The 23576-nt window shown below is 73.1% G+C and carries 22 protein-coding genes and 3 tRNA genes; 17 read left to right on the top strand and 8 right to left on the bottom strand.

Annotated features, from left to right (window positions below; translation table 11 throughout):
• Nucleotides 1-7 precede the first annotated feature (7 nt).
• Both FHU33_RS05820 and cimA read left to right on the top strand, forming a co-directional pair.
• Complete coding sequence (locus tag FHU33_RS05820) at nucleotides 8-1030, top strand: 3-isopropylmalate dehydrogenase (RefSeq protein WP_142024496.1); 1023 nt, start codon at nucleotides 8-10, stop codon at nucleotides 1028-1030.
• 330 nt (nucleotides 1031-1360) lie between these two features.
• Complete coding sequence (gene cimA, locus FHU33_RS05825; RefSeq protein ID WP_142024497.1) at nucleotides 1361-2959, top strand: citramalate synthase; 1599 nt, start codon at nucleotides 1361-1363, stop codon at nucleotides 2957-2959.
• Nucleotides 2960-2964: 5 nt separating this feature from the next.
• Here cimA and FHU33_RS05830 read toward each other — a convergent pair whose 3' ends face one another.
• Together FHU33_RS05830 and FHU33_RS05835 are read right to left on the bottom strand one after the other, a co-directional pair.
• On the bottom strand, nucleotides 2965-3294 hold the full coding sequence (locus FHU33_RS05830) for a putative quinol monooxygenase (RefSeq protein ID WP_142024498.1): 330 nt from the start codon (nucleotides 3292-3294) through the stop codon (nucleotides 2965-2967).
• A 10-nt stretch (nucleotides 3295-3304) separates the two neighbouring features.
• Nucleotides 3305-3685, bottom strand: a complete 381-nt coding sequence (locus FHU33_RS05835; protein WP_142024499.1) for a VOC family protein — start codon at nucleotides 3683-3685, stop codon at nucleotides 3305-3307.
• A gap of 42 nt (nucleotides 3686-3727) precedes the next feature.
• On the opposite strand from FHU33_RS05835, the gene FHU33_RS05840 reads away from it, so the two are divergent.
• The 8 genes from FHU33_RS05840 (at nucleotide 3728) to galK (ending at nucleotide 10083) form a co-directional block, all read left to right on the top strand.
• On the top strand, nucleotides 3728-4549 hold the full coding sequence (locus FHU33_RS05840; protein WP_142024500.1) for a fumarylacetoacetate hydrolase family protein: 822 nt from the start codon (nucleotides 3728-3730) through the stop codon (nucleotides 4547-4549).
• The gene (gltX, locus tag FHU33_RS05845) at nucleotides 4546-6042 is read left to right on the top strand and encodes a glutamate--tRNA ligase (protein WP_142024501.1); all 1497 of its coding nucleotides are present in this window, start codon (nucleotides 4546-4548) and stop codon (nucleotides 6040-6042) included. Before FHU33_RS05840 ends, gltX begins: the two co-directional genes overlap by 4 nt.
• A 206-nt stretch (nucleotides 6043-6248) precedes the next feature.
• Nucleotides 6249-7259 carry a CPBP family intramembrane glutamic endopeptidase gene (locus FHU33_RS05850; protein WP_170182334.1) on the top strand — a complete coding sequence of 337 codons (1011 nt, stop codon included), beginning with the start codon at nucleotides 6249-6251 and terminating at the stop codon, nucleotides 7257-7259.
• 78 nt (nucleotides 7260-7337) lie between these two features.
• A tRNA-Gln gene (locus FHU33_RS05855) sits at nucleotides 7338-7409 on the top strand.
• Nucleotides 7410-7457: 48 nt separating this feature from the next.
• Nucleotides 7458-7530 (top strand) — tRNA-Glu (locus tag FHU33_RS05860).
• A gap of 98 nt (nucleotides 7531-7628) precedes the next feature.
• Nucleotides 7629-7701, top strand: a tRNA-Glu gene (locus FHU33_RS05865).
• Nucleotides 7702-7849: 148 nt separating this feature from the next.
• Nucleotides 7850-8932 carry a galactose-1-phosphate uridylyltransferase gene (gene galT / locus FHU33_RS05870; RefSeq protein WP_142024503.1) on the top strand — a complete coding sequence of 361 codons (1083 nt, stop codon included), beginning with the start codon at nucleotides 7850-7852 and terminating at the stop codon, nucleotides 8930-8932.
• The gene (galK, locus tag FHU33_RS05875) at nucleotides 8929-10083 is read left to right on the top strand and encodes a galactokinase (RefSeq protein WP_142024504.1); all 1155 of its coding nucleotides are present in this window, start codon (nucleotides 8929-8931) and stop codon (nucleotides 10081-10083) included. Before galT ends, galK begins: the two co-directional genes overlap by 4 nt.
• A 26-nt stretch (nucleotides 10084-10109) precedes the next feature.
• On the opposite strand, the gene FHU33_RS05880 is transcribed toward galK, so the two are convergent.
• Both FHU33_RS05880 and FHU33_RS05885 read right to left on the bottom strand, forming a co-directional pair.
• Nucleotides 10110-11228, bottom strand: coding sequence for a sulfite oxidase (locus FHU33_RS05880; RefSeq protein ID WP_142024505.1), 1119 nt, complete (start codon nucleotides 11226-11228; stop codon nucleotides 10110-10112).
• A 41-nt stretch (nucleotides 11229-11269) separates the two neighbouring features.
• Nucleotides 11270-11971, bottom strand: a complete 702-nt coding sequence (locus tag FHU33_RS05885) for an IclR family transcriptional regulator (protein ID WP_142024506.1) — start codon at nucleotides 11969-11971, stop codon at nucleotides 11270-11272.
• Nucleotides 11972-12066: 95 nt separating this feature from the next.
• On the opposite strand from FHU33_RS05885, the gene leuC reads away from it, so the two are divergent.
• Complete coding sequence (gene leuC / locus FHU33_RS05890) at nucleotides 12067-13479, top strand: 3-isopropylmalate dehydratase large subunit (RefSeq protein WP_142024507.1); 1413 nt, start codon at nucleotides 12067-12069, stop codon at nucleotides 13477-13479.
• A 2-nt stretch (nucleotides 13480-13481) separates the two neighbouring features.
• Complete coding sequence (leuD, locus tag FHU33_RS05895; RefSeq protein ID WP_142024508.1) at nucleotides 13482-14081, top strand: 3-isopropylmalate dehydratase small subunit; 600 nt, start codon at nucleotides 13482-13484, stop codon at nucleotides 14079-14081.
• Between the two features lie 66 nt (nucleotides 14082-14147).
• On the opposite strand, the gene FHU33_RS05900 is transcribed toward leuD, so the two are convergent.
• From FHU33_RS05900 to cofC, 3 genes are read right to left on the bottom strand one after another with little or no spacing between them, the layout of a single operon-like run.
• Entirely contained in the window at nucleotides 14148-15080 is a 933-nt protein-coding gene (locus tag FHU33_RS05900) for an NUDIX hydrolase (protein WP_142024509.1), read from the bottom strand.
• Nucleotides 15070-17139 (bottom strand): RNA degradosome polyphosphate kinase, encoded by a 2070-nt coding sequence (locus FHU33_RS05905; protein ID WP_246063303.1) that lies wholly within the window; start codon nucleotides 17137-17139, stop codon nucleotides 15070-15072. Before FHU33_RS05905 ends, FHU33_RS05900 begins: the two co-directional genes overlap by 11 nt.
• 60 nt (nucleotides 17140-17199) lie before the next feature.
• Entirely contained in the window at nucleotides 17200-17829 is a 630-nt protein-coding gene (cofC, locus tag FHU33_RS05910) for a 2-phospho-L-lactate guanylyltransferase (protein ID WP_142024511.1), read from the bottom strand.
• A 118-nt stretch (nucleotides 17830-17947) separates the two neighbouring features.
• On the opposite strand from cofC, the gene FHU33_RS05915 reads away from it, so the two are divergent.
• Genes FHU33_RS05915 through FHU33_RS05925 form a run of 3 tightly spaced genes read left to right on the top strand, consistent with a single transcriptional unit; the run spans nucleotide 17948 to nucleotide 20939 of the window.
• Nucleotides 17948-18781 (top strand): lysophospholipid acyltransferase family protein, encoded by an 834-nt coding sequence (locus FHU33_RS05915; RefSeq protein ID WP_246063305.1) that lies wholly within the window; start codon nucleotides 17948-17950, stop codon nucleotides 18779-18781.
• On the top strand, nucleotides 18778-19806 hold the full coding sequence (locus FHU33_RS05920; RefSeq protein ID WP_142024513.1) for an NAD(P)H-dependent glycerol-3-phosphate dehydrogenase: 1029 nt from the start codon (nucleotides 18778-18780) through the stop codon (nucleotides 19804-19806). Before FHU33_RS05915 ends, FHU33_RS05920 begins: the two co-directional genes overlap by 4 nt.
• A complete protein-coding gene (locus FHU33_RS05925; RefSeq protein WP_142024514.1) occupies nucleotides 19803-20939 on the top strand; it encodes a cystathionine gamma-lyase in 1137 nt (378 codons plus the stop codon). Before FHU33_RS05920 ends, FHU33_RS05925 begins: the two co-directional genes overlap by 4 nt.
• Here the strand turns inward: FHU33_RS05925 and FHU33_RS05930 are convergent.
• Nucleotides 20913-21719, bottom strand: coding sequence for a CDP-alcohol phosphatidyltransferase family protein (locus FHU33_RS05930; RefSeq protein ID WP_246063306.1), 807 nt, complete (start codon nucleotides 21717-21719; stop codon nucleotides 20913-20915). The genes FHU33_RS05925 and FHU33_RS05930 overlap by 27 nt on opposite strands.
• A gap of 40 nt (nucleotides 21720-21759) precedes the next feature.
• Between FHU33_RS05930 and FHU33_RS05935 the strand changes: the two genes are divergently transcribed.
• Nucleotides 21760-22908 carry a D-alanine--D-alanine ligase family protein gene (locus FHU33_RS05935; protein WP_142024515.1) on the top strand — a complete coding sequence of 383 codons (1149 nt, stop codon included), beginning with the start codon at nucleotides 21760-21762 and terminating at the stop codon, nucleotides 22906-22908.
• A complete protein-coding gene (locus FHU33_RS05940) occupies nucleotides 22905-23570 on the top strand; it encodes a hypothetical protein (RefSeq protein WP_142024516.1) in 666 nt (221 codons plus the stop codon). The genes FHU33_RS05935 and FHU33_RS05940 overlap by 4 nt, the downstream gene beginning before the upstream one ends.
• Nucleotides 23571-23576: the final 6 nt, after the last annotated feature.

The raw sequence follows: 23576 nt of genomic DNA on the forward strand, positions 1-23576 counted from the left end.
TCTCACCATGCGCTTGGCAGTGATCGCCGGAGACGGGATCGGCCCCGAGGTCGTGACCGAAGGCCTGAAGGTTCTGCGGGAGGTCGCTCCCGACGTGGAGCCCACCCACTACGACCTCGGCGCCATGCGCTGGCAGCGCACGGATGAGCTGCTGCCCGACACGGTGCTCGACGAGCTCCGGGGGCACGACGCGATCCTGCTCGGCGCCATCGGTGACCCCAGCGTCCCGCCGGGGATCCTCGAGCGCGGGCTGCTGCTGCGGCTGCGCTTCGAGCTCGACCACCACGTCAACCTCCGCCCGGCGCGGCTGTTCGACGGCGTCACCAGCCCGCTGGCCGACCCCGGGCCCGTCGACATGCTCTGCGTGCGGGAAGGCACCGAGGGCCCCTACGTCGGCAACGGCGGCGTCCTCCGCAAGGACACCCCGCAGGAGGTCGCCACCGAGGTAAGCCTCAACACCGCCTTCGGCGTCGAGCGGGTGGTGCGCTACGCCTTCGAGCGGGCCGTCACGCGGCCGCGCAAGCACCTGACGCTGATCCACAAGACCAACGTGCTCACCCACGCCGGCGGCCTCTGGTCGCGCACGGTGGAGGAGGTGTCGGCCGAGTTCCCCGAGGTCACCGTCGCCTACCAGCACGTCGACGCCGCCTCGATGTTCTTCATCACCGACCCGGGCCGCTACGACGTCATCGTCACCGACAACCTCTTCGGCGACATCGTCACCGACATCGCGGCCGCGGTCACCGGCGGCATCGGGCTGGCCGCCAGCGGCAACCTGGACGTGTCGGGCACCAACCCGAGCATGTTCGAGCCGGTGCACGGATCGGCCCCCGACATCGCCGGGCAGGGCATCGCCGACCCCACCGCCACCGTCCTCTCGGTCGGGCTGCTGCTCGAGCACCTCGGCCGCACCGAGCAGGCCAGGAAGGTCAACGCCGCGGTGGCCTTCGACCTCTCCACCCGCTCGCCGCAGGGGCCGGTGCGCACCACCGACGTCGGCGACCGGCTCGCCGCCCTCGCGAGCGGCTGACCCCCGAGCGGGCCGCATCCCCTCGGCCGCACCGGTCCGCGCCTCGGACCGGTGGGCTTCCACCGCCCGCTCCGGGTGGCGGACCGGGCCGTCCGGGTCCACCGGTGTCGATCCGGCAAGCACCGCCGCGCCCGAGCCCCCGGAGCCGGTGCCACCGCCGGATCGATGCGCGTGGTCTACTGGACCGCGATGCCCACCGTCGGCGCGATCGCCATCGCGACCCTCATTATCACGTAGCGCGCAGTCACCTCCCCGACTGCGCGCAGACCTCCCGTACCCGGGGGGTCTTTTTCGTGTTCGGGCCGAGCGTTCCCCTTCCTGGAGAGCCCCATGACCAGCACCGACTTCCACGTCTTCGACACCACTCTGCGCGACGGCGCCCAGCGCGAGGGCATCAGCTACTCCGTCGCCGACAAGCTGGCCGTGGCGCGGCTGCTCGACGAGATCGGCGTGGGCTTCATCGAGGGCGGCTGGCCCGGTGCTCTGCCCAAGGACACGGAGTTCTTCGCGCGCGCCCGCACGGAGCTCAAGCTGCGGCACGCCCAGCTCGTCGCCTTCGGCGCGACCCGGAAGGCCGGCGTCCGGGTGGCCGACGACCCGCAGGTCCGTGCGCTGCTCGACGCCGAGACGCCGGTCGTGTGCCTCGTCGCGAAGTCCGACGTCCGCCACGTCCGGGAGGCACTGCGCACGACGCTCGAGGAGAACCTGGCGATGGTCGCCGACACGGTCGCGTTCTTCGTCGGGCACGGCCGCCGCGTCTTCCTCGACTGCGAGCACTTCTTCGACGGCTACGCGGCCGACCCGGACTACGGGGTGCGGGTACTGGAGAGCGCGTTCGCCGCGGGCGCGGAGGTGGGGGTCCTCTGCGACACCAACGGGGGGATGCTCCCGATGGGCATCGGCCGCGTGGTCGCCGACGTGCGGGCGCGCACGACCGGCACGCTGGGCATCCACTGCCAGGACGACACGGGGTGCGCGGTGGCGAACACGCTGGCGGCGGTCGAGGCGGGCGTCTCCCACGTGCAGGGGACCGCGAACGGCTACGGCGAGCGGGCCGGCAACGCCGACACGTTCGCGCTGATCGGCAACCTGGTGACCAAGATGGGGCTGCCCGTGGTGCCCGCGGAGTGCCTGCCCGAACTCCAGCGGGTCAGCCACGCGATCGCGGAGCTGGCCAACATCGCCCCCGATGAGCACCAGCCCTTCGTCGGCGCGTCCGCCTTCGCCCACAAGGCCGGTCTGCACGCCAGCGCCATCAAGGTGCGGCCCGAGCTGTACAACCACCTCGACCCGGCCGTCGTGGGCAACGACATGCGGATCCTGGTCACCGAGATGGCCGGCCGCGCGTCCATCGAGCTGAAGGGGCGCGAGCTCGGCGTCGACCTGGCCGGCCAGGGCGATGCGATCGGGCGGGTCGTCGACCAGGTGAAGGTGCTGGAGGCCGACGGCTGGTCGTTCGAGGCGGCGGACGCGTCGTTCGAGCTGCTGCTGCGGGCCCAGCTGCCGGACGCGCCGCCGCCGCTGTTCGAGCTGGAGAGCTACCGGACCTCGGTCGAGCACTGGGGCAACGGCGTGGTGGTCAGCGAGGCCACCGTGAAGGTCCACCTGATCGACGCGGACGGCACGCGCGAGCGGATCATCAGCACCGGCGAGGGCAACGGCCCCGTGAACGCGCTCGACAACGCGCTGCGGCAGGCGCTGGTGACCCGGTACCCACAGCTGGCCGAGGTCTCGCTGGCCGACTACAAGGTCCGGATCCTGGGCTGGAAGGGCGGCACGAGCGCCACCACGCGCGTGCTGGTCGACACGACGGACGGCGTGCGGGAGTGGACCACCGTCGGGGTGCACGACAACGTCGTCGAGGCCTCCTGGCACGCGCTCGTGGACGCGCTCACCTACGCCGTGGTGCGGCGGCCGTCCGCCGGCTGACCGGCTCAGCCGCGGGGCCGGATCTCGCCCATCGGTCCCCAGCCCGGGACGTCGGCCGCATCGACGTAGATGATCTGCGGCTGCGCGGTCACCAGATCAGGAGCCGTCTCGACGAAGTTCTTGAAGGCCTGCGTCCCGACGTGCGCGGCACCTGCGCCGGCGTCCCGGAAGCCCTCGATGCACACCCATGTGCCGGGCTCCTCGACGCTGCGCGACCACTCGAAGAAGAGGCTGCCCTCCTCCGCGTTCACCGCACGGGCGTAGTCGGCTGCCAGGGCGGACCACTCGTCCTCGCGCTCGGGACGGACGGGCATCTTCACGACGATGAGGATCAACGGAGCTCCTTCACAGCGGGTCGAGCCTGCGGCGCAGCAGGCAGAAGTGGTTGCCCTCCGGGTCGGCGAGCACGTGCCACCCCTCGTCCCCGGACTGACCGACGTCGCCCGGGGTGGCACCGAGTGCGAGCAGCCGTTCAAGCTCCGCGTCCTGCTCGCGGTCGGTGGCGTTGACGTCGATGTGCAGTCGCACCTTGCCCGGAGTCGGGTCGGCCACCGGGGCGAACACGAGCGTGGGCGCGGGGCCGCCGAATCCGGCCTCGGGGCCGATCTCGACCGCCCCGTCCTCGTCCCTGCCCAGTACCCGGTAGTCGAGGACCTCGGCCCAGAAGGCGGCCAGGACCTCGGGGTCGCGGCTGTCGACGACGAGTTCGGAGAAGCGGCAGGCCATGGGCGCACGGTAGGCAGCGAGCGGCCCGGCTAACCTCGGTCCGTGCGCATCGTTCGTTTCGCCTCCCCCCAGGGCATGTCCTTCGGCGTCCTCGACGGAGACGGCCGGGTGGCCCAGATCGAGGGCCACCCCTTCGGCCGCATCTCCTTCACCGGCGCCCGTTACGCGCAGGCCGACATCCGGCTGCTGTCGCCGATCCTGCCGAGCAAGGTGGTGTGCGTCGGGAAGAACTACGCCGACCACATCGAGGAGATGAAGAGCGTCACCGGCGGCAGTGCGCCGGCCCAGCCGCTGATCTTCCTCAAGCCATCGACGGCGGTGATCGGCCCCGGCGATGCGATCCGCATCCCGCCGGGCAGCACCAACGTCCAGCACGAGGCCGAGCTCGCCGTCGTCATCGGCGCCCGGGGCGCCCGGAACGTGACCCCCGATCAGGCCGCCGCCAGCATCTTCGGCTACACGATCGGCAACGACGTCACCGAGCGGGACATGCAGAAGAGCGACGGCCAGTGGACCCGTGGCAAGGGGTTCGACTCCTTCTGCCCGATCGGTCCCTGGATCGAGACCGACCTCGGCGGGTTGAGTCTGGACCCGGCCGACCTGGAGGTCACCTGCACCGTCGACGGCGAACCGCGCCAGCAGGGCCGCACCAGCCAGCTCATCTTCGACGTCCCGACGCTCATCTCCTACATCTCGCAGGTGATGACGCTGCTGCCCGGCGACGTCGTCCTCACCGGCACCCCGTCCGGCGTGGGCCCGATCCGCGCCGGCCAGCAGGTCGAGGTCACGATCCAGGGCCTCGGCTCCCTCACCAACAGCGTCACCGCGGCCGAGGGCGTGTCCACCGCGGGCGACGCGCGATGAGTGCTGTCCGCACCCGGTTCTGCCCGTCGCCGACGGGGATGGTGCACGTCGGGCTGATGCGGACCGCGCTGTTCAACTGGGCGCACGCCCGGCACACCGGTGGCACCTTCGTCTTCCGCATCGAGGACACCGACGCCTCCCGCGACTCCGAGGAGTCCTACCGGCACCTGCTCGACTGCCTGCGCTGGCTGGGCCTGGACTGGGACGAGGGGCCCGAGGCCGGGGGACCGCACGGGCCCTACCGCCAGTCGGAGCGGCACGACGTCTACCGCGAGGTGGCCGCGAAGCTGCTCGCGTCGGGCCATGCCTACGAGTCCTTCTCCACGAACGAGGAGGTCGACGTCCGCCGCCGGGCGGCGGGTCAGGACCCCAAGCTCGGGTACGACAACCACGACCGGTACCTGACCGACGCGCAGAAGGTCGCCTTCCGGAACGAGGGCCGGACGCCGGTCCTGCGGCTGCGGATGCCCGACGAGGACCTCGCCTGGACCGATCTCGTGCGCGGCGAGGTGCGCTTCGCCGCGGGCTCCGTGCCCGACTTCGTGCTCGTCCGGGGCAACGGGGCGCCGCTCTACCCCTTCGTCAACCCCGTCGACGACGCCCTGATGGGTATCACCGACGTGCTGCGCGGTGAGGACCTGCTGCCCTCCACCCCGCGGCAGTTGGCGCTGTACGCGGCCCTCACCGACATCGGGGTCGCCTCGGGAACGCCCCGCTTCGGCCACCTGCCCTACGTGACCGGCGACGGCAACAAGAAGCTCTCCAAGCGCGACCCGCAATCCAACCTCGACGTCTACCGCGAGCGCGGCTTCCTGCCCGAGGGCTTCGCCAACTACCTGGCGCTGCTGGGCTGGTCGATCGCCGAGGACCGCGACATCTTCTCGATGGCCGAGATGGTCGAGGCCTTCGACGTCACCCGGGTGAGCGCCAACCCGGCCCGCTTCGACCTCAAGAAGGCCGAGGCGATCAACGCCACCCATCTGCGCGCGCTGCCGATCGAGGAGTTCACCGCGCGGGTGACCCCCTACCTCGCGACGGCCGGCCTCGTCGCCGAACCGCCGACCGCGGAGCAGCAGCAGGTCCTGCGGGCCATCGCGCCGATGGCCCAGGAGCGGATGATCGTGCTGTCGGAGGCCGTGGGGCTGCTCCGGTTCCTGTTCGTCGAGGACGTCGACATCGAGCCGGCGGCCGCCGAGAAGCAGCTGGACGGATCCGATGCCGCCGAGGTGCTGGAGGCCGCGACGAGCGCGCTGACGGCGCTCGCCGACTGGTCGACCCCGGCGATCGAGGAGGCCCTGAAGACGGCGCTGGTCGAGGGGCTGGGCCGCAAGCCCCGGCAGGCGTTCGGTCCCGTGCGGGTGGCGATCAGCGGGCGCACCGTCTCGCCGCCGCTCTACGAGTCGATCGAGATCCTGGGACGCGAGCGCACGCTGGCCCGCCTCGCCGCCGCCCGCGCCGTGACCGGGAACTCCGGCGGGCCGACCGCGGGATGACCGGACCGGGGAGGGACGCCGCACCCGATGTGTACGAGGGGCCGCCGCCGACGCGCCGCCCCGAACCATGGCAGGTGGCTCCGGTCGTCCACCCGTGGGGTGCTCCGTCCATGGCACCCGGCCCCTGGGGTCCTCCGCCCATGGCTCCCGGCCCTGGTCCATGGGCGCCGCAATGGGCGCCGCAGCAGTGGGCGCCGGGTCAGTGGGTGCCCGGTCAGGGGGTGCCGCCGCCGGTGGTCCGGTGGGTGCCCCCGCCCGGCACTCCGCCGCACGACCAGCCGACGACGTTCCTCCGGGCCATGCGGTCCCGCGACTGGGCGTGGTGGCGGCCGCTGCTGGGGCTGCTCCTGCTCGTCGTGGTGTACGCCGCGCTGGCCGTGGTGACCGCCGTCGCCGGTGTGCTCGGCCTGGTGGCCTCCGGGGTCGACCCCGGCACGCTCCCTGATCTGGCCCTCGACGAGTTCACCGATCCCTGGGTGCTGCTCTTCCTCAACGCCTCGCTGATCGTCGCCATCCCGTCCGTCTGGATGGTGTGGGCCGTCGTCCACGGCATGCCCCGCGGCTGGTCCTCGTCGGTGCTGGCGCGGCTACGCCTACGGCTGCTGCTGCCGTACACGCTCCTCGCCCTGGTCACCCTGGGGGTCGGGATCGGGGTCTCGGTGCTGCTCGGTTTCACGGCGGGGGGCGAGGAGGTCACCGGCCCGGTGCCCTCGTTCGGCTGGCTCCTCGTCGTCGTGCTGCTGACGACGCCGCTCCAGTCGGCCGCGGAGGAGTACGTCTTCCGCGGCTACCTCAGCCAGGCGGTCGCCGGATGGATCCGCGCCCCGCAGGTGGGCGCCGTGGTGGCGGCGCTGCTCACCGCCGCGCTGTTCGCGGCGGCGCACGGCCCGCAGGACCTCCTGACCTTCCTCGACCGCTTCGCGTTCGGGCTGGCCGCCTCCGCCGTGGTCTGGCTGACGGGCGGGCTGGAGGCGGCGATCGTGCTGCACGCGGTCAACAACGTCCTGGTGTTCGTGCTGGCCGGTGCCCTGGGCGAGGGGGTGGCCACCACCGAGGTCCCCGCCGGGATCGGTCTCGGGTTCGCGGTGCTCAGCCTCGCGACGATGGCCGCCTACGTCGTGCTGGTGGCCCGGTCGCGCCGCCGGTTGCTGCCCGAGATCTGGACGGCCGCCGTCGACCTGCGGGTGCCGGCAGCGGCGCTGGTTCCCGCACGCTGACCCGCCAGGACGGGGGCGGTGCCACCCCGGTCGGATGCGTCGGGTATCGTCTTCTGCGGCGCCGCGAGGTGCCAGCCATGGGGTATGGGGTAATTGGCAGCCCGACGGTTTCTGGTTCCGTTAGTCTAGGTTCGAGTCCTGGTACCCCAGCGAGGAAGCATCGGTTCCTGGAGATGCAGCTCCTCCGCACCACTGCACGGCCCCGTCGTCTAGCGGCCCAGGACGCCGCCCTCTCACGGCGGTAGCGAGGGTTCGAATCCCTTCGGGGCTACAGCGCACGAGAGCCCCCGGCCTTCCGGTCGGGGGCTCTCGGCGTCTCCGGGGGGTCTGCGCACCGGCTCGTGGCGCCATGGCAGAATGTGCGGGCACGGCCCCGTCGTCTAGCGGCCTAGGACGCCGCCCTCTCACGGCGGTAGCGAGGGTTCGAATCCCTTCGGGGCTACACCGCGCGAGAGCCCCCGACCTGCCCGGTCGGGGGCTCTCGCCGTTTCGGGTCATGTCCGCCGGCACGGACTGGCCGGTGATCGCCGGGCGGGCTAGCGTCGTTAGGCTCCTCACGCACAGTGACGGGCGGTAGAGGGGTGGCACCGGTGATCCGCACGAGCCGTCGCCTGGCCGACGGCCGGGAAATCCTGTATTTCGACCGGGAGGCGACCGCACGGAACGCAGTCGACCGGCGTGATCTGCCCCCGGTCGCCACCCACTCGCAGCTGCGTTTCGACGCGTTGCTGGGGGAGTGGGTGACCGTCGCCTCCCACCGCCAGACCCGTACCTTCCTCCCGCCCGCCGACGAGTGCCCGTTGTGCCCGTCGCGGGAGGGCCGGGCCACCGAGATCCCCGAGAGCGACTACCAGGTCGTCGTCTTCGAGAACCGCTTCCCGTCGCTGGCCACCGGCGTCGCCCGGGACGTGCCCGCCACCGCGCCGGGAGCCGGGCTGGCGGAGCTGCGCCCGGGGTTCGGCCGCTGCGAGGTCGTCTGCTTCACCAGCGACCACGACCGCGTCTTCGCCGACCTCGGACCTGAGCGGGCCCGGCTGGTCGTCGACGTCTGGGCCGAGCGCACCGCCGAGCTCTCGGCCGTCGACGGCGTGGAGCAGGTGTTCTGCTTCGAGAACCACGGCGAGGAGATCGGGGTGACGCTGTCGCACCCCCACGGCCAGATCTACGCCTACCCGTTCGTCACCCCCCGCGTGGAGAAGGTGCTGAGGGCGGTGCACCGGCACCGCGAGACGACGGGGGGCGATCTGTTCGCCGAGGTGGTCGCCGAGGAGACGACCGGCCCACGCGTGGTCGCAGCCAACGAGCACTGGACGGCCTTCGTCCCGGCCGCCGCTCGCTGGCCCTACGAGGTCCAGTTCTTCCCGCTCCGCAAGGTGCCCGACCTGCCGGCGCTGGGCGACGACGAACGGGACGCCTTCGTGCAGGTCTACCTCGACGTCCTCGCCCGGTTCGCCCGCCGGTTCGACACCCCGATGCCCTACATCGCGTCCTGGAACCAGGCGCCGGTGCGCAGCCGGGACGACTGGTGGCTGCACCTGCAGCTGTTCTCGCTGCGCCGCGCCCCCGGCAAGCTCAAGTACCTGGCCGGGTCCGAGTCGGGGATGGGCGCGTTCATCACCGACACGAACCCCGAGGACATCGCCGAGCAGCTGAGAGCGGTCGTCGTCGAATGATCAGCGACCACGACGCCGCCGCCCGCGCCACCGAGGCCTTCCGCGAGCGGTTCGGTGGCGCACCCGAGGGCGTCTGGGCGGCGCCCGGGCGGGTCAACGTCATCGGCGAGCACACGGACTACAACGACGGCTACGTGCTCCCCGTGGCCTTGCCGCACACCACGCGGGCGGCGGTCGGCCGGCGCACCGACGGGCGGCTCGCCCTGGCGTCGCTGCGGGGCGACGGCGCGGTCGTCGAGCTGGCGATGGACGAGCTCGCGCCCGGCCGGCCCGGCGGCTGGGCCGGCTACCCGGCCGGTGTGGTCGAGGGCCTGCGCGAGCGGCTGGTCGGTGGCGTGAACGTCCTGGTCGACACCGACGTCCCGGTCGGCGCCGGGCTGTCGTCGTCGGCGGCCCTGACCTGCTCGGTGGCGCTCGCCCTGCGCGACCTCGTCGCCCCCGAGCTGAGCCGCACGGACCTCGTCGAACTGGCCCGGCGGTCGGAGAACCACTTCGTCGGGGCCCCGACCGGGATCCTCGACCAGTCCGCCGCGCTGCTGTGCACGGCCGGGAATGCGCTGTTCCTCGACACCCGGGAGCAGCGGACCGAGCAGGTACCGCTCGACCTGGCCGCGGCGGGGCTGGAGCTGCTGGTCGTCGACACCGGCACCTCGCACACCCACGCCGACGGCGGCTACGGCGACCGGCGCCGGGAATGCGAACAGGCCGCGGAGCGGCTCGGGGTGCCGGCCCTGCGGGACGTGGCCGACGTCGCCGGGCTGGCCGCGCTGGACGACGACGTGCTGCTGCGCCGGGCCCGGCACATCGTCACTGAGAACGCGCGGGTGCTCGAGGTGGTCGGCATCCTGCGCCGGGACGCCGACCCGCGAAGCATCGGCCGCGTGCTGACCGAGGGGCACGCGTCACTCCGCGACGACTTCCAGATCTCGACCGTCGAGCTGGACGCCTGCGTCGACGCGGCGGTCGAGGCGGGGGCGCACGGCGCCCGCATGGTGGGCGGTGGCTTCGGCGGCAGCGCAGTGGTGCTGGTCGACGGGGACCGCGCCGGGGCCGTCGCCGACGCCGTCCGCGAGCGGTTCGCCCGCGCGGGCTTCGCCCCGCCGCGCACGTTCGACGTCGTGCCGTCCGCCGGCGCCCGACGGATCGCATGAGCCGAGGGCACCGCGGCGCCCGGGCCTCAGTCCAGCACCGTGACCGGCACCCGCTGGACGAGGTTGTTGGCCATGCCCTGGCGGTTCCACTCCTGCTCGACCGGCTGGGTGCCCTGCTCGTCGGTGGCCCGGACGAGCACTTCGTGCGGTCCCGGGGTCGCCGTCCAGGCGTAGGTCCAGGCCCGCCAGGCGAAGGGGTGGTCGGCGTCGGCCGGCGCCAGGACGGCGTCGTCCCAGCTGCGGCCGCCGTCGGTGCTGACCTCGACGCGGGTGACCGGTGCACGGCCGGACCACGCCCGACCGGACAGCGGCACGGCACCGGCACGGACGAACCGCTCGCGGGTCATGAAGTCCGGCCATCCCGGCGGGGCCAGCAGGGCGCGCGGCCGGATCCGGGTGACCGGCTCGCCGCTCTCGTCCGCGTCCACCTTCAGCCGGTAGGCGGTGGCGTTCTGGTAGCCGGTGAACGGCTCGGTCAGGACGTCGATCCGGGTCAGCCACTTCACGTGGGCCATCCCGTACCAGCCGGGGATCAGCAGCCGCAGCGGAGCGCCGTGCTGCGGCGGCAGCGGTTGCCCATTCATCGCCCAGACCAGCAGCGCCTCCGGGCGCACCGCCTCGGCCAGCGGTAGCCCGCGGGCGTAGTCCTGCTCGACCCCGCGCTCCACGCCGTGGTCGGCGCCGGTGAAGACGACGTCGACGGCGGCGGGGGAGAGCCCTGCCTCCTCCAGCAGCGGAGCCAGCGGCGTGCCGGTCCACTCCGCCGTCCCGACGGCCTCCAGCAGCCACGGCTGGCTGACCGGCCGCGGCTCGAGCCGGGCCCGTCCGTTCCCGGCGCACTCGAGCAGCACGCGCGTGGTGACGGCAGGGCGGCGCATCAGGTCGTCCAGCCGCAGGGTGAGCGGCCGGTCGACCGCGCCGCCGATCCGAAGTTCCCAGGAGGCCGGGTCGGCGGCGGGGATGTCGAAGTGGGTGAGGACGTAGTGCAGGCCCGGTGGCGTCACGTCGTACCGGAGGGCCTCCAGCGGCATCCCGTGGTTGCGGGTGGCCAGGGCCAGCTCGTCGAGGCCCACCCCCTCGCCGGGGTCGGCGACGCGGGCACGCCCGGCAGGGGCGAGAGCGACCGGGGCGACGTCGGCGGCCATGGGGCGAGTGTGGCCGCTCCGCGGGGGAAGGAGAAGGGGCGTCAGCGGGCCGCGCGGGAGATGGCGGCCGCGGCGTCGAGGACGGCGCCGATGATCTCCGGGCTCGGCCGGCGGCCCAGCCGCTCGACCGGCCCGGAGATGGAGACAGCACCCAGGACCGTGCCCGAGCCGTCGCGCACCGGCGCGGACAGCGACGCGACGCCCGGCTCCCGCTCGGCCACGCTGTGCGCCCACCCGCGCCGGCGGACGTCGAGCAGGGTGCGGGCGGTGAAGCTCGCGGACGGCAGCAGGCGGGTGACCTCCTCGGCCGGCGTGAACGCCAGCAGCGCGTGGGCGGCGGATCCCGCCGTCATCGGCAACCGGGCACCGACCGGGACCGTGTCGCGCAGGCCGCTGGTCCGCTCGGCCGCGGCCACGCAGACGCGGGTGGCGCCGTCCCGCACGTAGAACTGCGCGCTCTCCCCGCTGGCGTCGCGCAGGGTGACCAGGTGCCGTCCGGCCAGGTCGGCGAGGTCGGCGCCCCCGCGACCGAGCTCGGCGAGGGCCGGCCCCGGGGCCCAGGTGCCGTCGGAGCTGCGGCGGACCAGCCGGTGCCCCTCCAGCGCGACAGCCAGCCGGTGGGCGGTCGCCCGGGGGAGTCCCGTCCGATTGACCAGCTCCGCGAGGGTGGCCGGCTCGTCGGCGACGGCGCGGAGGATGGTCACCGCTTTGTCCAAGACGGCAACGGGGTTAGGCTGTCCCATACAGCAATACTGGCATCCCACATAGTGAGATCGCTACCGAGACCTCTCGTAAGCGTGACTCCCGACGTGGGGGTGCCCCGGTGAGAGGACGAACCGTGCCGAAGACCCTGGCGGAGAAGGTCTACGAGGCCCACGTGGTGCGCAGCGCCGCGGGCGAGCCCGACCTGCTCTACATCGACCTGCACCTCGTGCACGAGGTCACCAGCCCGCAGGCCTTCGACGGTCTCCGGGCCGCCGGCCGCACCGTCCGTCGTCCCGACCTCACCATGGCGACCGAGGACCACAACGTCCCGACCCTCGACATCCTGGCCCCCATCGCCGACCCGGTGAGCCGGGCGCAGATCGAAGCGCTGCGGAAGAACACCGCCGAGTTCGGCATCCGGCTGGCCCCGATGGGCGACCGCGACCAGGGCATCGTGCACGTCATCGGCCCGCAGCTGGGGCTGACGCAGCCCGGCATGACGATCGTCTGCGGCGACAGCCACACGTCCACGCACGGGGCGTTCGGCGCGCTGGCCTTCGGCATCGGCACCAGCGAGGTCGAGCACGTGCTCGCCACGCAGACCCTGCCGCAGTACGAGCCCAAGCAGATGGCCGTCGCCGTGAACGGGCAGCTGCCGCCGGGGGTCTCGTCGAAGGACATCATCCTGGCGGTCATCGCCGAGATCGGGACCAACGGCGCCCAGGGCCACGTCATCGAGTACCGCGGCAGCGCGATCGAGGCGCTGTCGATGGAGGCGCGGATGACGATCTGCAACATGTCGATCGAGGCGGGCGCCAAGGCCGGCCTCATCGCCCCCGACCGGACCACGTTCGACTTCCTGCAGGGCCGCCCGCACGCGCCCCAGGGTGCCGACTGGGACGCCGCGGTCGAGCACTGGTCCACGTTGCGCACCGACGAGGGGGCGGTCTTCGACCGCGAGGTCGTGCTCGACGCATCGGCCCTGACCCCGTTCGTCACCTGGGGTACGAACCCCGGCCAGGGCCTGCCGATCGACGGCGCCGTGCCCGACCCGGCCGACTTCGCCGACGAGGGCGAGCGCCGGGCCGCCGAGCAGGCACTGGCCTACATGGGCCTCACACCGGGCACGCCGCTGCGCGAGATCGAGGTCGACACCGTCTTCCTCGGCTCCTGCACCAACGGCCGGATCGAGGACCTGCGGGTCGCCGCGGAGCTGCTGCGCGGCAAGCGGATCGACCCCGAGACCCGGATGCTCGTCGTCCCCGGATCGGTCGGCGTCAAGGCGCAGGCCGAGGCCGAGGGGCTGGACCGGGTCTTCCTCGACGCCGGAGCCGAGTGGCGCGGCGCGGGCTGCTCGATGTGCCTGGGCATGAACCCCGACCAGCTCGCGCCCGGCGAGCGCTCGGCCTCGACCAGCAACCGCAACTTCCAGGGCCGGCAGGGCAAGGGCGGGCGCACCCACCTGGTGTCGCCGTCCGTCGCCGCCGCGACCGCCCTCACCGGGAAGCTGACCGCTCCCGCCGACCTCGAGACCGTTGGAGCCTGACGATGGATGCCTTCACCACGCACACCGGCACCGCGGCGCCCCTGCGCCGGTCGAACGTCGACACCGACCAGATCATCCCGGCCGAGTACCTCAAGCGGATCACCCGCACCGGCTTCGCCGACGGGCTGTTCAAGGCATGGCGGACCAACGAACCGGACTTCGTGCTCAACCAGCCGCAGTACGCCGACGCGTCGGTCCTGGTGGCCGGACCCGACTTCGGCACCGGCTCCTCCCGTGAGCACGCCGTATGGGCGCTCAAGGACGGCGGCTTCCGCGTCGTCATCAGCTCGCGGTTCGCCGACATCTTCCGCAACAACTCCACCAAGGACGGCCTGCTCACCGTCGTCCTCCCGCAGGCCGACGTCGAGGCCCTGTGGTCGCGGATCGAGGCCGACCCGGCCACGCAGGTGACCGTCGACCTGCAGGCCAAGCAGGTGACCTACGGCGGCACGACGGTGCCGTTCGACGTCGACGACTACACCCGCTGGCGGCTGCTGGAGGGTCTGGACGACGTCGGGCTGACCGAGCGCAACCTCGACGACATCGAGGCGTTCGAAGCCACCCGCCCCGCCTGGCTGCCGAAGGCGCAGCCGGTCGTCTGAGCCCCGGCCGCCCAGGCATAGGTACCTTTACATGCGGTTCGGCCTAGAAAACGCACGTAAAGGTACCTATGCCTCGGGCGCGGCCGGGTCGGCGTCGAAGTTGCGGTAGTAGTCGGCGGTCATCGCGCCCGGCCGGCCGCCCAGCACCCAGACGCTGCCCTTGGCCGCGGGCGGGTACAGGCGGCCTTTCACGCCCTCCCAGCGCACCCCCAGGCTGAGCAGCACCGACGGGATCGCCCCGCCCTGGCTGCAGACGACGGTCACCCCGGGCGCGGGGCGCGGGGCCAGCAGCCGCTCCACCACGGCCAGCCCGGCCTGCGGGTCGTCGGCGAACTCTTCCTCGCCCAGCTCGGCCACCGGCGCGACCGGGAGCCCGAGCCGCTCGGCCAGCGGCGCGACGGTCTCCTCGCACCGGGTGCGCCGGGCCGAGAGCACCGCGGTGGGCGCGAAGGACGGCAGGACGTCGGCCAGCCGGGCGGCCTCCCGCCGGCCCCGGTCGTCGAGGGGGCGGAGGTCGTCCGGTCCGTCCCACTCGGCGCGGCTGCCGGCGTGCCCGTGCCGGACCAGCAACAGCGTGGGCATGCACGGGACGTCGTCCCGCTTCAGGTCGGCCACCACCGCCCGGTCGTGCTCTTGCGTGCAGAGAGCGGCGGCGTCGCCCGGTGGAAGCCAGCGCAGGTCGTCCACCTCGTCGTTGGGCTCGAACTCACCACCGACCGCCTGCATCACCCAGTAGTCGACGCGCTTGATGCCCTCGACGACCGGATAGCTGGTCCGGATGCTGCGCCGGCCGACCACGACAGCGAGACCGGTCTCCTCCGTCACCTCGCGGACTGCGGCGGGCAGGAGGTGCTCCCCGTGGTCGAGCTTGCCCTTGGGCAGGGACCAGTCGTCGTAGCGCGGACGGTGCGCGACGGCGACCTCGATCCCGCCGTCCGCGCCCGGACGCCACACCACGCCGCCGGCCGCGACGACGGTGCGGACCTGCTCAGCCGGCATGCTCACGGACCCTCGCGAGCCGTTCCGCCTGGTAGTCCCGCTCGCCGGTGCGCGTCCAGTTGCCGTCCCCGCCCAACTGCCAGCTCCTGACGTCGTCGGCCATGGCGTCGTCGAACATCCCGGCCAGCTCGCGGCGTGCGGTGCCGTCGCAGATCCGCAGCAGCACCTCGACGCGGCGGTCGAGGTTGCGGTGCATGAGGTCGGCGCTGCCGAGCCACCACTCCGTGTCGCCGTCGTTCTCGAAGGACATCACCCGCGAGTGCTCCAGGAAGCGGCCGACGATGGAGCGCGCCCGGATCGTCTCGGAGAGTCCCGGCACGCCCGGCCGGAGGGCGCAGATGCCGCGGATGAACAGCTCCACCGGCACACCGGCTGCCGAGGCCTCGTAGAGGGCATCGATGATCCGCTCGTCGACCAGCGAGTTGAGCTTGAACCGGATGCCCGACGGCTTGCCTTCGGCGGCGTGCCGGGCCTCCCGCCGGATCTTCTCCAGCAGGCCCGTCCGGACGCCGTGCGGAGCCACCATCAGCATCCGGTAGTTCGTCTGCCGCGAGTACCCGGTCAGCGTGTTGAACAGGTCGGTGAGGTCGGCTCCGACGCGCGGGTCGGCGGTGAGGATGCCGAGGTCCTCGTAGTGGCGGGCGGTCTTCGGGTTGTAGTTGCCGGTGCCGACGTGGCAGTACCGGCGCAGGACCCCCTGCTCGCGGCGGACGACCAGCGCCGTCTTGCAGTGGGTCTTGAGCCCGACGAGTCCGTACACCACGTGGCAGCCGGCGCGCTCCAGCGAACGGGCCCAGGTGATGTTGGCCTCCTCGTCGAACCGCGCCTTGATCTCGACGAGGACGACCACCTGCTTGCCTGCCTCGGCCGCCTCGATGAGGGCGGTCACGATCGGCGAGTCGCCGGACGTGCGGTAGAGCGTCTGCTTGATCGCCAGGACGTGCGGATCGGCCGCCGCCTGCTCGATGAAGCGCTGCACGCTCGTGGCGAACGAGTCGTAGGGGTGGTGGACCAGCACGTCGCCCTCGCGCAGAGTGGCGAACACGCTCTTGGGCGTCTCGCCCTCGCTCAGCCTCGGGTGGGTTGCGGGCACGAACGGCTCGTCCTTGAGCTCGGGTCGGTCCAGGTCGTAGAGCGCGACCAGGGCCGCGAGGTCCAGCGGGCCGGGCACGGTGACGACGTCTGCCTCGCTGATCTCCAGCTCGGAGACGAGGACGTCGAGGATCTGCGGGTCCATGGAGTCGGTGACCTCCAGGCGCACCGCCGGCCCGAACCGGCGCCGGGCCAGTTCGCGCTCGAGCGCCTGCAGGAGGTCCTCGTCGCGGTCCTCCTCGACCTCGACGTCGGCGTTGCGGGTGACCCGGAACAGGTGGTGGTCGAGCACGTCGAGGCCGGGGAAGAGCTGCGGCAGGTGTGCGGAGATGAGGTCCTCGAGCAGGAGGAACGTCGTCGTACCGGCCGGCCCCACCGGGATGAACCGCGGGACGTTGTTGGGGACCTTCAACCGGGCGAACCGCGGGCTGCCGGTGTCGGGGTCGCGCACGGAGACGGCGAGGTTGAGCGACAGCCCGCTGATGTAGGGGAAGGGGTGTGCCGGGTCGACGGCCAGCGGGGTGAGCACCGGGAAGACCTGGTCGCGGAAGTACTCGCGCAGCCGGCGGGCGTCCTCGTCGGCGAGGTCGGCCCAGTGGACGATCCGGATGCCGACGTCCTCCAGCCGCGGGGCGACGTCCTTGATGAAGACGTCGGCGTGCCGCTGGACGAGCTCCTGAGTGCGCTCGGTGGTCAGTTCCAGCTGCTCGCGGATGGTCAGGCCGTCGGGGGAGCGGACCGTGAGGCCGGTCGTCTGCCGGCGCTTGAGCCCGGCGATGCGGACCATGAAGAACTCGTCGAGGTTGCTGGCGAAGATCGACAGGAACTTCACCCGCTCCAGCAGCGGCAGCTCCTCGTCCTCGGCCAGTTCGAGGACGCGCGCATTGAAGTCCAGCCACGAGACCTCCCGGTTCAGGAAGCGGTCCGACGGCAGGGCTCTGGTCCGGGACGGGCTCTCGGAGGGCACGACGCCATCGTGCCCCACCGGGGTGAACGGTGAATGATCAACTCCGCCGGCAGCCGGAGTTCACCGCGCCAGGCGCGCCACGACCTCGGTCGTGCGCGGCCCGGCGCCCAGCCCCAGCGCCGCCCGCAGGTCGTCCTCGGTGTCGACGTCGCGCACCAGCCCGGGCCAGCTGCCGGCCAGCGCCACGGCGCCGCCGGTGAGGTGCGCCTCGGCCGATCCGGGACCGAACCGCGGCAGCAGATCGGTACCGACGGCGGTCAGAAGCGTCGTCCCGGTGCCCTGGGCGTCGGCGACGAAGGCGCGGGCGGCACCGCCGGCGGCGTGCAGGGCCGCGGCGAGCTCGGCCGGCCGCAGCGCCGGCAGATCGGAGGAGAGCGCGGCCACCGCCGGTCCCGGGGCGCTGCGCGCCCCGTGCTCGAGAGCAGGGTTCAGCCCGCGGTCGGGTTCGTCGGCGACGGTCGTGGCGCCGAGCGCCCGGACGACGTCGCTCGCGCGCGGATCGTCGGTGACGACCACGACCACGCCGACGACGGAGCACGCGACGGCTGCGGCGACCGTGTCGGCCAGGAGCGCCAGGACCAGCTCACGGTGCGCCGCCACGGCGTCGTCCCGGCTCTCGGTGAGCGGGCGCAGCCGCGTCTTGGCGACGTCGAGCCGCTTGGCGGGGACGACGACGGACCAGGAGGGCACGGACCCATGTCAGCACACCGCGTCCGGTGCTCGACTCTCCCGGGGGACCCGGTTCGCGTCCCGGGGACGGGGAGGGTCGATCATGGGCAGGATCACAGCGACGAGGGGAGGTGAGCCGGTGGTGGAGCAGACGTCCCCGGGTGGCGCGGGAGCGCAGCGTCCGGCGGTCGCGCGTCCTATCGGAGCGCGCCCGGCGAAGTGGCGCACCCGCGGCCGGCTCACGTACGGCATGGTCGCCGCGATCGTCGTCGTCTACCCCGTGTCCTCGCTGATGTTCCGGCTGCGGTACCGCCACGGCGACCGGCTGCCGGCGACCGGGCCGGTCCTCCTCGTCGCCAACCACATCTCGATCCTCGATCCGCTCGCGTGCGCGCGGCTGGTGTTCGACAACGGGCGGCTGCCGCACTTCCTGGCCAAGGAGTCGGTGTTCACGGGCTTCGCCGGCACGCTGCTGCGCAGCGCGGGCCAGATCCCCGTGGCGCGCTTCTCCGACGCCGCGCACGAGGCGCTGGACGCGGCGAAGGCCGATCTCGACAGCGGCAACGTCGTCGTCATCTACCCCGAGGGGTCGGTCACCCGGGACGCGGACTGGTGGCCCATGCAGTCCCGCACCGGCGTGGCCAGGCTGGCCCTCACCACCGACGCGGTCGTCCTCCCGGTGGCCCAGTGGGGCCCCCAGGAGGTGCACGACTACCACCGCAAGAAGCTGCGAATGCGCTTCCGGGCACCCGCCGACTACCTGGTCGGCGAGCCGGTGGACCTGGCAGACCTTCGGGCCCGCGTGCGGGACGGGCATCCGCTGACCGCCGCACTGCTGAGGGAGACGACGGACCTGATCATGACCCGCGTGCGCGACGGACTGGCCGAGCTCCGTGGCGAGCCCGCACCGCAGACCTTCCACCCGCGCCCACGTCGGGAGCTTCCCGGCGACCTCTCCGGGAGCGCCGCATGACCGAACTCGCGAGGGCGTCCGACGGCAGAGCGACCCGCGCCGCGGTCCTCGGCGCCGGATCCTGGGGGACCACGTTCGCGAAGGTCCTGGCCGACGCCGGATGCGACGTGATGCTGCACGCGCGCCGCCCGGAGCTGGCCAAGTCCATCACCGAGGACGGGGAGAACCGCGACTACCTGCCCGGTGTGCGGCTTCCGGCGGCGGTCCGGGCCACCGCGGATCCGGCCGAGGCGCTCCTGGACGCCGAGGTCGTCGTCCTCGCCGTCCCCTCCCAGTCGCTGCGCGGCAACCTCACCGACTGGGCCTCCCTCCTGCCGGGCGACGCCACTCTGCTCTCGCTCATGAAGGGCATCGAGCTGGGGACGACGAAGCGGATGAGCGAGGTCATCTGCGAAGTCACCGGCGCCGGCACCGATCGCGTCGCGGTGCTCTCCGGCCCCAACCTCGCCCGTGAGATCGCCGAGGAGCAGCCGGCCGCGACGGTCATCGCCTGCCCGGACACCGAGCGGGCCGGCCGGCTCCAGGCCGCCTGCCACACGCGCTACTTCCGGCCCTACACCAACCCCGACATGGTCGGCTGCGAGCTCGGCGGCGCGGTCAAGAACGTCATCGCGCTGGCCTGTGGCATCGCGGAGGGGCTCGGCTTCGGCGACAACACGCGGGCCTCCCTGATCACCCGCGGGCTGGCCGAGACTGCCCGGCTGGGGATGGCCCTGGGAGCGGAGCTGACCACGTTCGCCGGGCTGGCCGGGTTGGGTGACCTGGTGGCCACCTGCAGCTCGCCGCTGTCCCGCAACCGCACTTTCGGCGAGAAGCTGGGCCGCGGGATGTCGGTCGCCGAGGTGCAGGAGAGCACCCGCCAGACGGCGGAGGGCGTGAAGAGCTGCCGGTCGGTGCTCGACCTCGCCCGCGCCCACGGCATCGACGTGCCGATCACCGAGGCGGTCGTGCGGGTCTGCCACGAGGGCGAGGCCCCGGGACGGATGGTGGGCGAGATCATGTCGCGCGAGGCGAAGTCGGAGTGAGCGAGATCGCTTGGGGTGACGGCACCCGGTCGGTCCGGGCGGGGGAGGGGGTCCCTGTCGCCGGGTCACCGCTGCGGCCGTCCCCGGTGTTCGCCGCCCCCTTCCACCTCGCCGACCTGGCACCCAGGGCGGGCGGCGCCGACGCCTACGCCCGCACCGAGCACCCGACGCTGCGCGACTTCGAGTCCGCCGTCGGCGAGCTGGACGGCGGCCGGTGCCTCTCGTTCGCGACGGGGATGGCCGCCCTCACCGCCGCCGTCCTGGCCTGCGCCGGGTCGGGGGACCGCGTCGTGCTCCCCTCGGACGGCTACTACACGACCCGGCTGCTCGCGGCCGAGGAGCTGCAGCGATTCGGGATCGCCGTCGAGTACGTGCCGACGCCCGGCATCGAGGAGTTCGCCGCAGGGGGCGGGCTGGACGGCGTCCGGCTGGTGCTGCTGGAGACCCCCAGCAACCCGCAGCTCGACGTCTGCGACATCGCCGCGGTCGCCCGCGCCGCGACGGCCGCCGGTGCCCTGGTCGCCGTCGACAACACCACCGCCACGCCGCTGGGCCAGCGGCCGCTGGAGCTCGGTGCCGACATGACCGTCGGCAGCGACACCAAGGCGCTCACCGGGCACAGCGACCTGCTGCTCGGGCACGTGAGCACGGCCGACGACGAGCTCTTCGCGCGCGTCAAGGGCTTCCGCGACCGCACCGGCAGCACGCCCGGCCCGTTCGAGGCGTGGCTGGGCCACCGCTCGATGAGCACGCTGGACCTGCGGCTGGCCCGCCAGGCGGCGAACGCCGCCGCCGTGGCCCGGCTGCTCGCGTCCACGCCGTCGGTCAGCGGGGTCCGGTGGCCCTGGCTGCCCGGGGACCCGTCCTTCGCGCTGGCGTCGGCGCAGATGCTGCGGCCCAACGGCGTGGTCTCGGCCGAGCTGCCCGACGCCGACGCCGTGGCCCGCCTGCTGGCCGGGACCCGGCTCTGGACGGCGGCCACCAGCTTCGGCGGCGTGCACAGCTCGATCGACCGGCGCGCCCAGTGGGGCGGGGACGCCGTCGCCCCGGGGTTCGTGCGGCTCTCCTGCGGCATCGAGGACACCGCGGACCTCGTGGCCGACCTGTCAGACGCCCTCAGCGGGCTGAGCTGAGTCCTGACGGCCGCGCAGCCGGGCGCGCACCGTGAAGTACAGGCTCAGCCCGACGTAGTAGACGAGGTAGGCCAGGCTCAGGGCGACCACGACCGGGTTCGGGTCCGGGTACTGCACCAGCAGCACGGCGTAGGTGACCAGCCAGACGGCGGCCAGGGCCAGGTTGAGCCCGCGCAGCCGGTTGGTGCGTGAGGGGTACACGTAGCGCACCGGCACGAAGACCAGCACGGTCAGGGTCAGGAGGGCGACCGCCACGCCCGTCCGGCCGACGTCGAGGACGATCGCGTAGAAGACCACCACGTTCCAGTAGCTCGGGAAACCCAGGAAGAAGTGGTCGGCGGTCTTCGCGTCGACGCGGCAGAACTGGTAGCAGGAGGCCAGCAGCGGCAGGGAGGCGAGCACCCAGCCGACCGGCCCGTCCGGAAGCCGGTCGGTCGTCCAGAGCAGCACGACGGGCGCGAAGACGTAGGTGAGGTAGTCGACGATGTCGTCCATCCGGGCGCCGTCGAACCAGGGGATCGTCTCCTTGACCCGGAACCGCCGGGCGAGCATCCCGTCCGTGCCGTCGATGAACAGCGTCGCGAGCACCAGCCAGAGCGCCGTCTGCACATCGCCCTCGAAGGCGGCGAGGACGATCAGCAGGCCGAGAACGGCGCCGCTGGCGGTGTAGAGGTGCACGGCTGCCCCGGCCAGGCGCATGCCCGGCGAGAACCGCTCGGGCACGGCATGTGTCTCCCCAGGGGCCTCGGGGGCCGCCGCGTCGGCCGCGTTCTCGCGCACGCGACGAGGTTGCCACACCCGCTCCACTAGGGTCGCGGTGATGAGCGGGATGGCGGCCGTGCGGTCGGAGAAGGTACGGGTCGCGGTCGTGTTCGGGGGCCGTAGCGCCGAGCACGCCATCTCGTGCGTCTCCGCCGGGAGCGTGATCGCCGCCCTCGATCCCGACCGCTACGAGGTCGTGCGGGTCGGTATCACCCCCGACGGTGGCTGGGTGCTGGCCGATCCCGACCAACGACTGGCGATCACCGACGGGAAGTTGCCCGAGGTCACCGGCGGCACGGCGGTGTCCCTGGTCGGCGACCCGGCCGGGCGGGGCCTGGCGGTGCTCGACCCCGGCGCAGCGATCGGGCCGGCGCTCACCGGCGTCGACGTCGTCTTCCCGGTCCTGCACGGCGCCTACGGCGAGGACGGGACGATCCAGGGCCTGCTGGAGATGGCCGGGCTGCCCTACGTCGGGTCGGGGGTGTTCGCCAGCGCGGCCTCGATGGACAAGGAGTTCACCAAGAAGCTGCTGGCCGCCGCCGGGCTGCCTCAGGGGGACCACGTCGTCCTGCGCGACGCCACCGGGGCGGTCAGCGCCGACCCCGAACTGCTGGACGAGGCGGCGCGGGAGCGGCTGGGCCTGCCGGTGTTCGTGAAGCCGTCGCGGGCCGGCTCGAGCATCGGCATCACGAAGGTCACCGACTGGGCGCAGTTCCCCGCGGCGGTCGCCACCGCGGCGGCGGTCGACCCGAAGGTGATCGTCGAGGCCTCGGTGCCCGGCCGCGAGATCGAGTGCGGCGTCCTCGCCGGCGTCGACGGCGGCCTGCCGCAGGCCAGCCTCCCGGCCGAGATCCGGCTGCGCCCGGGCGTCGACTGGTACGACTTCTCGGCCAAGTACCTCGACGACTCCGTGGACCTCGACGTCCCGGCCGACCTGACCCCGGAGCAGACCGCGGCGGTGCAGGCGGCATCGCTGCGGGCCTACCAGGCCATGGACTGCCAGGGGCTGGCCCGCGTGGACTTCTTCCTGGGCTCCGGCCCCGACGGCCGTGACCGCCTGGTCATCAACGAGGTGAACACGATGCCCGGCTTCACCCCCATCTCGATGTTCCCCCGCATGTGGGCGGCCAGCGGCGTTCCCTACCCCGAGCTGGTGGATCGGCTGGTGAGGTCGGCACTGGACGGCGGCTCCCGGATCGCTCGGTGACCCCCGGGCGGCGGCCCCGGCCCTGCCGGGGGGTCGTCCTGCTCGCCGTCCTGCCCTGCCTCCTGGCGCTTCCCGGCTGCACCCGCGCGGTCGACGGCGTGCCGACGGCGGGGAGCACCGGGTCGCTCCCCGAGTCCCCGGAGCAGCTGGAGCCCCTGCTCGTCACCGAGGTGCCCTCGGGCCTGCCCCGGCTGCAGGACGACGAACTGGAGCCGCCCGCCGGCGCCAAGCGCGCGAACGACGTCGCCGCCTACGCCGACGACCCGGCGCGTGAACGGGACGTGCTCGAGGACTACGGCTACCGGTTCGGCTGGGAACGGTTCTGGGGTGCCGGCCCGGCGTCGGTGACCGGGGTCTTCGTCGACCAGTTCGAGACGCGGGCCGGCGCGTCGGCCTACGCCGAGGACCTCGCCCGCAACGACGCGGCGCACTACGCGGGCGTGCTCGACGAGGACCCGCGCGACCTGCCCGGTGGGTGCCGGCTCCTGTCGGTCGAGCACCCGGAGCCGGGACGCGGGCTGACGGGGTCGGCCGCCTTCGTCTGGTGCGGCCACGGGGTGTTCAGCGTCGGGGTGACGGCCGTGGCGGGTTCGGTCGACGCGGCCGAGGAGGAGGTCCGCGCCGTCCTGGCCGAGCAGCTGGACCGGCTGCCACCGCGGTGACGTGCG

The organism is Blastococcus colisei (assembly GCF_006717095.1).
GTDB lineage: Bacteria > Actinomycetota > Actinomycetes > Mycobacteriales > Geodermatophilaceae > Blastococcus_B > Blastococcus_B colisei.